We start from the raw sequence: 8,117 nt of genomic DNA, 5'->3' as shown, positions 1-8,117 counted from the left end.
CCGGGTTCAGCATCACCTCGATCACGGCGGCATCGTCGAGCCAGGCCGCGATCGATGGCCCCAACGCCGTGCGCAGCATTCGCGCGCCGCGTGTTTTTGCCTCGGAACGGATGGGGTGAACGGTCACGAAAAGGCCCCTGCATTGGGCCGGGCGAACCGCTGCCCGGCGTCAGGGGCACATCAAAAGAGACAGGAAAGGCCGCGATTCAACAAGGAAATCGGGGCGTCGCAGGCTAGCGAAGAAAGACAAGCAGCAGCGTAGGCGCTCAATCGTCCTGAGCAGGAAAATCCTCATTGATCTCCTGGCCAACCTTCGGACCCTTCGCGAGTCGGCGGCCAAGCGCATCCATGAAAGCATCGTAGCGATCCCCGCCCTGGCGACGCATCGCCGCCCGTTCCGCTTCGGGCGGTGGCGGGGTGTTCGACAGCCAGAAGCGAACGAACAGCGCGATCATCTCGACACCGATTCCGACATCGCGTTCCAGCCGCGTCGTGCGCCGGTCGAGTCGGTCAAGCCGCTTGGCGATAGCCGCCTCGCGTTGCTCGTCGGCGTCCGGGGACAGGAAGGATGCGATGGCGGCCTCGGCGATGAGCGAACGGGATTGCCCGCGCCGATCGGCATAGGCGGCAAGCGCCTGCATGATGTCGTGATCGAGATAGACTGACAGACGGCTTTTGGTGGTCATAGCTCGATGCCGTCATCTGGATCGAGCGACGCCTGCCGTGCGATACGCTGCATCTGGCGGCGCGTCGCTGCTTGCCTCGCCGCGTCGGTATCCTGTTCCGGTTCGTCCAGCTCGAACTCATTGGTCGGCGCCGGCATGGGCGGCGGCGCGATGTCGATATGGCGCTCCAACTGCGGATCGCGGCGCAGGTCCGCATTCGCGGCGTCGTCATCCGTCTCGGTTTTCTTGCGGGCCTTTTTCTTCTTCGGCTTTTTCGGGGCGTCCTGCCCGATAGGTTCGGGCATGGGCGGGGCTTCGATCGGAGACAGGCCGCTCCAGTCGTCCGGGCGCGGCGGGCCGCCGCCGACATTCATGTCCGGCGGCGGCATCACGCGCTCCGTGAACCGGCGATCCTTGTAGTAGCGAACCTTCTTCGCGCGGATCGGCGGGATTCCCGCGACCATGACAATTTCGTCGTCAGGCGGAAGCTGCATGATCTCGCCGGGGGTAAGAAGCTGGCGGGCCGTTTCCTGTCGGGACACCATCAAATGGCCGAGCCAGGGGGACAATCTGTGTCCGGCATAATTCTTCATCGCCCGCATCTCGGTCGCCGTGCCGAGCGCGTCCGATATGCGCTTGGCGGTGCGTTCGTCATTGGTCGCGAACGCCACGCGCACATGGCAATTGTCGAGGATCGCGTTGTTCGGCCCGTAAGCCTTTTCAATCTGATTGAGGCTCTGGGCGATGAGGAAGCTCTGGATGCCGTAGCCCGCCATGAACGCCAGCGCGGACTCGAAGAAATCCAGTCTCCCGAGCGCGGGAAATTCGTCGAGCATCAACAGCAGGCGGTGACGCGCTTGCCGGGCATTCAAGTCCTCGGTCAGCCGACGCCCGATCTGGTTGAGGATCAGCCGAATGAGCGGCTTGGTGCGGGAGATGTCGCTGGGGGGAACGACCAGATAGAGCGTTACCGGCTCGTCGCCCTCGACCAGATCCTTGATGCGCCATTCGCAAGTGCGCGTAACCTGCGCGACGACGGGATCGCGATACAGGCCCAGGAACGACATGGCGGTGGAAAGCACGCCCGATCGCTCGTTCGCCGACTTGTTCAACAACTCGCGCGCGGCGCTGGCGACAACGGGATGGACCCCGGCCTCGCCCAAATGCCGCGTGGTCATCATCGCCCATAACGTGCTTTCGATCGGGCGGCGCGGATCGGACAGGAAGGCGGCGACGCCCGCAAGCGTCTTGTCGGCCTCGGCATAGAGCACATGGAGGATCGCGCCGACCAGCAGTGCATGGGATGTCTTTTCCCAATGGTTGCGCTTTTCGAGACTGCCTTCCGGGTCCACCAGCACGTCCGCGACGTTCTGCACGTCGCGCACCTCCCAGGCGCCCTTGCGGATTTCGAGAAGGGGATTGTAGGCGGCCGAGGCGCCGTTGGTCGGATCGAACAGCAACACCCGCGCGTGCCGGGCACGAAAACCGGCGGTGAGCTGCCAGTTCTCACCCTTGATGTCATGCACGATGGCGGAGCCGGGCCAGGTCAGGAGCGTCGGCACCACAAGACCCACACCCTTGCCGCTCCGTGTGGGCGCGAAACACAGCACATGCTCAGGCCCGTCGTGGCGCAGATAGTCGCGGCCGAGCCGCCCGAGCACCACGCCATTGTCGCCGAGCAGACCGGCGGAGCGCACTTCCCCGCGTTCCGACCAGCGCGCCGAGCCATAGGTCTCGGCATTCGTCAGTTCACGCGCGCGCCATACCGACATGGCGATGGCGACGATGATGGCGGCGAACCCGCCCGACACGGCGATGAACGCGCCGGTCTGGAATATCTCAGGCGCATAGGCGTCGTAGCTGAACCACCACCAGAAGAAGGCCGGCGGCGGATAGATCGGCCAATCCCCCAGCATGAACCAAGGTCGGCCAAGCTGAGGCTGGTGGGCGAGCGCCGCGGCGGTCCATTGTGTCGCCGCCCATATGGCTGCGAGCACGATCAGGAAGACCGCGAAGACCTGACCCCAGAGGATTTTGGTTGCCGACATGGCGTCGAAGTCGATACGTGCCGGACGGAAAATCAAGTCACTGTTATTATTGAGGAAAGTCTAGCGCAGAAAAACAGGGAATAGCGTATTTGCGCTGGCTCCAATCAAGAGGCTCGGCCCTGAAAACCTAGGTTGGCGTCGCTTCAATCGGTCCGTTTGGATGAGCTATGGCGGCCGCGTCGCCAGCCACGTCGATACAGAGAGATCATGACTCTATATAGTCAATTCTATGCTAGGGAGCGGACGGATGAAGTGAATGTCGGCGTGATGCGGGGGCATAAAACCACGGCGGGGGGACGATGGCTAGGCTTGTTCTGTCAGATAAAGAGATCAGTTTGATAAAGGGGCTAGCTGCTCATAAAGGTTATAATGACCAGCAGATTCTCTCAGTCTTTAGCTACCTCGATCGCAACTTTAACCATCGCGAAGTTGGTGCAATAAGGCGAGGTGATAAGCCTCGCTACGCTGCAATTCCTGCAGCTTCTGCTGAAGACATTGAGGGCCTTCTATATCATTATTCGAAGATAGCTTCGCTAGCTGATCGGCTTGGATTTTGCGACATGGACCCGATTTCGGCGCAAGTCCACAAAGCGGTCGAAATAATGAAAACAGCCATACTTATATATAACAATAACATGATCGTCACCCGATCTGAGACATTTATCGTCCTATCTGTGATTGCTTGGACATACCTGCTGCACGCTCATTTCGTTCAACAGTCGATTGTGCCCATATATCGCAATGCTGATGGCACTGAGGTTATGATAGACGGGAAGCCCAAATTTTGGGAGTTAGGATACTGTATAAACCAACCACAATCGTCATTAACGAATGGAGAAAAGAATAATCTCAGGTATATCATAGCCATTCGGAATGAAGTTGAGCATAGAACATATGAAGATATAAACGCAGATGTTCAATCAAAGCTTCAAGCTAATGCTCTTAATTTTTTGAGATTCGCAAAAGATAAGTTCGGAAATAAGTTTGACTTTTCGCACGATCTTTCATTCACTATTCAGCTACAAGCTCTAACTCTCAGTGCGCCCAACATGATCAAGGGCAGTGGTGTTGTCGCGAAATCGGTTGCCGCTGTAAATGCGCTTCTCGAAAATCCGATGTCATCCGCAGATTACAACGATCCAGACTATGCCTTTCGAGTGTATGTCGTTCCAAAAGTTACCAATAATTCGAAAAAAGCAGACCAAGCTGTTTCTTACAGTCCTGTCGGCTCTAATGTCGAAGTCGCTATCAAACAGGTCGAGCGGCCCAAATTTCGGATGACTGAAGCGATCCAAATGCTCACTGATGAGGGGGTTCCCAATGTCACCTCGCATACATTCACGCGAGCATGGAAAGCGAATGACCTAAAAGCCCCAGGTAAAGGTCTGGCCATACAGCTCGGAGGGCAATGGTTTTGGTATCAGGAAGGCATCGATCAAATCAAAGCTATCCTGACGGCTGAGTGATTGCGGTGCGTCCGGTTATCAGCACGCTACAATCCCAGCCCCCGGCCTCGCCCGAACGACCAATCGACCCCGCCGTTGCTTCGCATGACGCCCGAAATGTGCTTGCCCATCTGACGGTCGAGCGACGGAGACCAGGGCACAAGCTGGAAACCAAGGCCATCGTCGATCATGGCGAAGCGGCCCGAGGCGAGTGTGATGCGCTGGCGCACCGTGCCCGCGACATACTCGCCGGCCTTGGACGGCGTATGCGGCAGACCGATCTCGACCGACAATTCCTTGGCGGCGGCGTCCAGTTCCCGGCGCTTGAGCGTATCGAGTAGATTGCGCGCGAATATGATCCGCTGGCCTTGCCTCCGCGCCAGCCCTTCGTCGGCAAGGTGTTCGGCGCGGGCCTCCATCGCGGCGCGCACCTCGGACCCGAAGCCACCGCCCAGGTCGCGGCCATCGCTCGACAGATTGCGGCGATCGAGCCAGGTGGCGCCGGGCGCGTGGACCTGCGCGGACAAATCCATGTCCGAACGCACGGCAAGCGCCACCCGCTGCCGGCCCTTGCGATCCTCGAAATGGCGCAGTTCGACAATCGCGCCGGGCTTGCAATCGCCGGTCGCCTCGATGTCGGAGAAACGGATGTGATGGATGCGGCCGTCGATGCCGTCCACGATCGCATAGGCGCTGCCGCTCAATTCGTCATGCAGGCCGCGATCGACCAACCTGCCGATGACGGGTTGAGTGGGATCGGCGTCGAGCACATAGCTCGCGAAACCACGGTCGATGCCACGGCCGGTCATCGCCTTGTGCATCCGTTTGATGATGTCGTCGCGCTCGGCCATCTCGCGCAATGCGGCCTGTGCGTTCCCGGCGATCGTCCACTGAGCGGGCGCGATCTCGTTGGCGAGACCAAGATGCTCCAGCTTGCGCAGCCGCCCCATTCTCAACACATGGTCGCCGTCCGGCTGCACGCCTGGCTCCGGTGCCATGTCGATGAACCCGTTGTGCTGCATGGTGCGTGACAAGTCGCGGTCGATCTCGGTCCAGCGTTCGGCCTCGACCTGCCGTTCCAGCGATCGCCGAATCTCAAGGTCGGTGCGCGGCCCCAGCTCGCGGGTGACGATCTCCCGCGCCGTCGCCCGCATCCCCTCGCGGATATAGTCGCGGGAAATGACCAGATCCCGCCCGTCGTCGGCAACACCGCGCACGATGATGTGGATGTGGGGATTGTCGGTGTTCCAGTGCTCGACGGCCCGCCAGGCGAGCCGGGTGCCCAAGTCCTTTTCCATCTGTGTCATCAAGTCGCGGGTGAAGCTCTTGAGGTCGCGCATCTGGTCCGCGTCCTCGGGCGACACGATGAAACGAAAATGATGCCGGTCGTCTTCGCACCGCGCCGCAAACTCGTTGCGGTCGAGGCCGTCCGCTTCGGCCCCGAACAGCACGCCCCGCTCGCCATCGCGGGTGACGCCATCGCGTTGCAGATATTTGAGATGGGCGGCAAGCGACGCACGGCCGAAGTGCCGAACGACACGCGCCTTGATGACCACCTGGCGCGATCGGTGGCCGAGCCGGTGGGTCGCGCGCACGCTCGCCACGCGGCCGCGCCCGAAGGTTGAGCGGCCCGGCGCAACGATCCTGCCCTGCCGCGAGATATGACCGCCTGCGCGCTGTGCGGCGGCGAGCGCCTGGGCGATGATCGGCCGTGCCCGTAGGCTGCCACGCGAACGGATGCGGCCAGGCCGGACACGAAAATCGTCGTCGCGGATCACGGCACAAAGCCGTGCGAGGTGCGCCAAACCCGGCGTTTCGCTGAATCTGTGCGCTTGCCGCACATCGCGCGATTTTCGCGCACATCGCGCAGCGATGTCCCAAAGCCTTGAAAATCAAGGCTACAACCGGGGCAAGAGGGCTTCGCACCTCGCCGCCTTTTATCTTGCCCTCGGCCTTCCCCCTTCAGAAAGACAGCCCTGCTCCCTTCCGGCGCTGCGAAAGCCTGCGCCGAAACCCGCCAGAGAGCGCGGGAGCCGCTCACGGCGGAGGCCGCCCGGAAAGACGGACGAACAGGCCGTTCGAGGTCGGCGGCGCGTCGGCCAAGACAAGCTCGGCGCGGTCGTCGGCCGGTCGTTCCGGCTGCACTTCGGATGCCGAGCGATCGGCCGATTGCGGCGCAGGCGACACCGCGCCCGGCCGCACCGCGAACAGCGCGGCGCGACGCCAGGCGAAGGGATCGGACGGCGGTGCGGCGGCAAGCCGAGTGTCGTCCGAACCGCCTGTGATCGACGCCAGCTTTGCGAGATAGGCGCGTGTCTCTGCGGGCAGCGGACGGCCGCGCGACAAATATTCGTCGTAGCGGCCCGGCCCCGCATTGTAGGCCGCCAGCATCGCCGTCGCGTTGCCGTAGCGGTCGTGCATCGCCCGCAGATAGGCCGCGCCCGCCATGATGTTGTCGCGCACGTCGAACGGGTCGGAACCGAGGCGATGGCGTGCGCGCAGGCCCGCCCAGGTGCCGGGCATGATCTGCATCAGGCCCATCGCTCCGGCCGTCGAGACCGCGCGAGCATCGCCGTTGCTCTCGACACGCATGACGGCCCATATCCAGCGCTCGGGGACGCCGAAGCGCCGGGCCGCGTCCGCGACGTGAACGGCATAGGGATGGCGCGCGGCCGAGCCCTCGGCCGCCGCGTCCTGCGCCAGCGCGGCGACGGGCGCAGCGCCCGGTGCGAGCAGCAGCAGGACCGCGAGCATGGCGGCCGGTCCACCCCCGCTCCGCCGCCAGCCTGCCAGCGTGCTCGCTCCGGTAAAGGGTGCGCGCGATGCGCCGGCCGGGGGCCGCCCTTGACCTTCGCTGCGCGCGCCGGCCGGCCTGCGACCGAGCGGGACGGAGGGATGAGACGGTCTTTCCGCGAACAGAGGGATGATCGGGGAAGGCACCGATCAGCTCCGATCGTCGCGGGGCCGGGGGCGTTTCCACGACAGCCTGAAGGTCCGCCCGTCGTCATCGGCGCGGAACAGCACCGGCCGGAACGGCGAGCTGAAAAGCGGGCTGTCGATCTCCAGCGCGATGTAGTTGCCGGCGCGTTCGCCGACCCGCTTCCACGCGCCGCCGACCTCGGGGCCGTCCTCGTCGTCGAGGTGGACGCGGTAGTCGGGCGCGTTTTCGGCGTCGCTCGGATCGAGCGCGACAAGCACGATCGCTTCGTTGATGCCGAACAGCCGGACGCGCCCGGCAAAGCCGTCGCTGATGGGTTCAAAGATATTCGTTTGCATGGCCGATCTCCTTGGCTTCGGGGGTGGAAGGCGTTGGGGACGGCGCGCGCAGATAGAGCGGCGTCGCGCGTCCGATGACGGACGAGGCCGGCAGCGGGCCGAAATAGCGGCCGTCCAGACTGTCGGGATGGGCGGGATTGAGCAGCAGCAGCTCACCCGATCGCAGCGTGCGGCACCCCTGCCAGACCGGCAGCGGACGGCCCCGGCCATCACGCGCGCGGGCGATGGCGACGCGCTGGGCATCGACGCTCACCACGGCGCCGACACGGCACACGCGCTGTCCGGCCCTCGCCGCGACATGCTTCAGGAGCGGCACGCCCTCGGGCAGATAGCCGCGCGCCGAAAGCCAGCGGGAAAGCTGTTCCGGCGGCGCGATGGCGACCAGCGCGCCGGTGGGCGGATCGCTCTCGGGATGGATGCGGTAGAGGCCGATGGGTGCGCTGGCGCTGGCGTTCCAGATGACGCGCGGGAGCGGATCGGCGACGGCGATGGCGACGAAGGCCGCGGCGAAGGTGGATGCGGCGATGGCCGTCGCCATGACGTAGCGGCGGCGCGTCATCCCTCGATCTCCCAGCGCTTGAGCCAGGCGTGATGGCGCTCGATCGTGTAGAGGCGCGGCTGATGGCCGGCGGCGATGCGGTTGTGGACGTGCCGCCAATGGTCGGCCGCCGCGTCGCAGGGAT

8 protein-coding genes and 1 pseudogene are annotated in these 8,117 nt (G+C 63.4%); 1 reads left to right on the top strand and 8 read right to left on the bottom strand.

What is annotated here, in order from left to right:
- The 3 genes and pseudogenes from AX724_RS23345 to AX724_RS09950 form a co-directional block, all read right to left on the bottom strand.
- Positions 1 to 127: pseudogene (locus AX724_RS23345) on the bottom strand (P-type conjugative transfer ATPase TrbB); the annotation flags it as partial.
- 139 nt (positions 128 to 266) lie between these two features.
- Positions 267 to 686 (bottom strand): ribbon-helix-helix protein, CopG family, encoded by a 420-nt coding sequence (locus AX724_RS09955; RefSeq protein WP_066765839.1) that lies wholly within the window; start codon positions 684 to 686, stop codon positions 267 to 269.
- The gene (locus AX724_RS09950; protein WP_066765841.1) at positions 683 to 2,713 is read right to left on the bottom strand and encodes a conjugal transfer protein TraG; all 2,031 of its coding nucleotides are present in this window, start codon (positions 2,711 to 2,713) and stop codon (positions 683 to 685) included. The genes AX724_RS09955 and AX724_RS09950 overlap by 4 nt, the downstream gene beginning before the upstream one ends.
- Positions 2,714 to 3,012: 299 nt before the next feature.
- Between AX724_RS09950 and AX724_RS22790 the strand changes: the two genes are divergently transcribed.
- Positions 3,013 to 4,179 (top strand): DUF3644 domain-containing protein, encoded by a 1,167-nt coding sequence (locus AX724_RS22790; RefSeq protein ID WP_082733478.1) that lies wholly within the window; start codon positions 3,013 to 3,015, stop codon positions 4,177 to 4,179.
- Positions 4,180 to 4,205: 26 nt separating this feature from the next.
- Here AX724_RS22790 and AX724_RS09945 read toward each other — a convergent pair whose 3' ends face one another.
- The 5 genes from AX724_RS09945 to AX724_RS09925 all read right to left on the bottom strand — a co-directional run.
- Entirely contained in the window at positions 4,206 to 5,936 is a 1,731-nt protein-coding gene (locus AX724_RS09945) for a relaxase/mobilization nuclease domain-containing protein (RefSeq protein ID WP_156448044.1), read from the bottom strand.
- 259 nt (positions 5,937 to 6,195) lie between these two features.
- Positions 6,196 to 6,912: a lytic transglycosylase domain-containing protein gene (locus tag AX724_RS09940; RefSeq protein ID WP_231736619.1), complete on the bottom strand. Its 717-nt coding sequence runs from the start codon at positions 6,910 to 6,912 to the stop codon at positions 6,196 to 6,198.
- A 189-nt stretch (positions 6,913 to 7,101) separates the two neighbouring features.
- On the bottom strand, positions 7,102 to 7,434 hold the full coding sequence (locus AX724_RS09935) for a DUF736 domain-containing protein (RefSeq protein WP_066765833.1): 333 nt from the start codon (positions 7,432 to 7,434) through the stop codon (positions 7,102 to 7,104).
- Positions 7,415 to 7,993 (bottom strand): S26 family signal peptidase, encoded by a 579-nt coding sequence (locus AX724_RS09930; protein ID WP_066765831.1) that lies wholly within the window; start codon positions 7,991 to 7,993, stop codon positions 7,415 to 7,417. The genes AX724_RS09935 and AX724_RS09930 overlap by 20 nt, the downstream gene beginning before the upstream one ends.
- Positions 7,990 to 8,117, bottom strand: a 128-nt coding sequence (locus tag AX724_RS09925) for a DUF2840 domain-containing protein (protein ID WP_156448043.1), incomplete at its 5' end; no start/stop codon positions are given. The genes AX724_RS09930 and AX724_RS09925, both read right to left, overlap by 4 nt.

Source organism: Sphingobium sp. CCH11-B1 (assembly GCF_001556865.1).
In the GTDB taxonomy this organism is placed as follows: domain Bacteria; phylum Pseudomonadota; class Alphaproteobacteria; order Sphingomonadales; family Sphingomonadaceae; genus Sphingobium.
The sequence above is the reverse complement of the archived record's forward strand: the minus strand, read 5'-3'. Positions and strand labels throughout refer to the sequence as shown.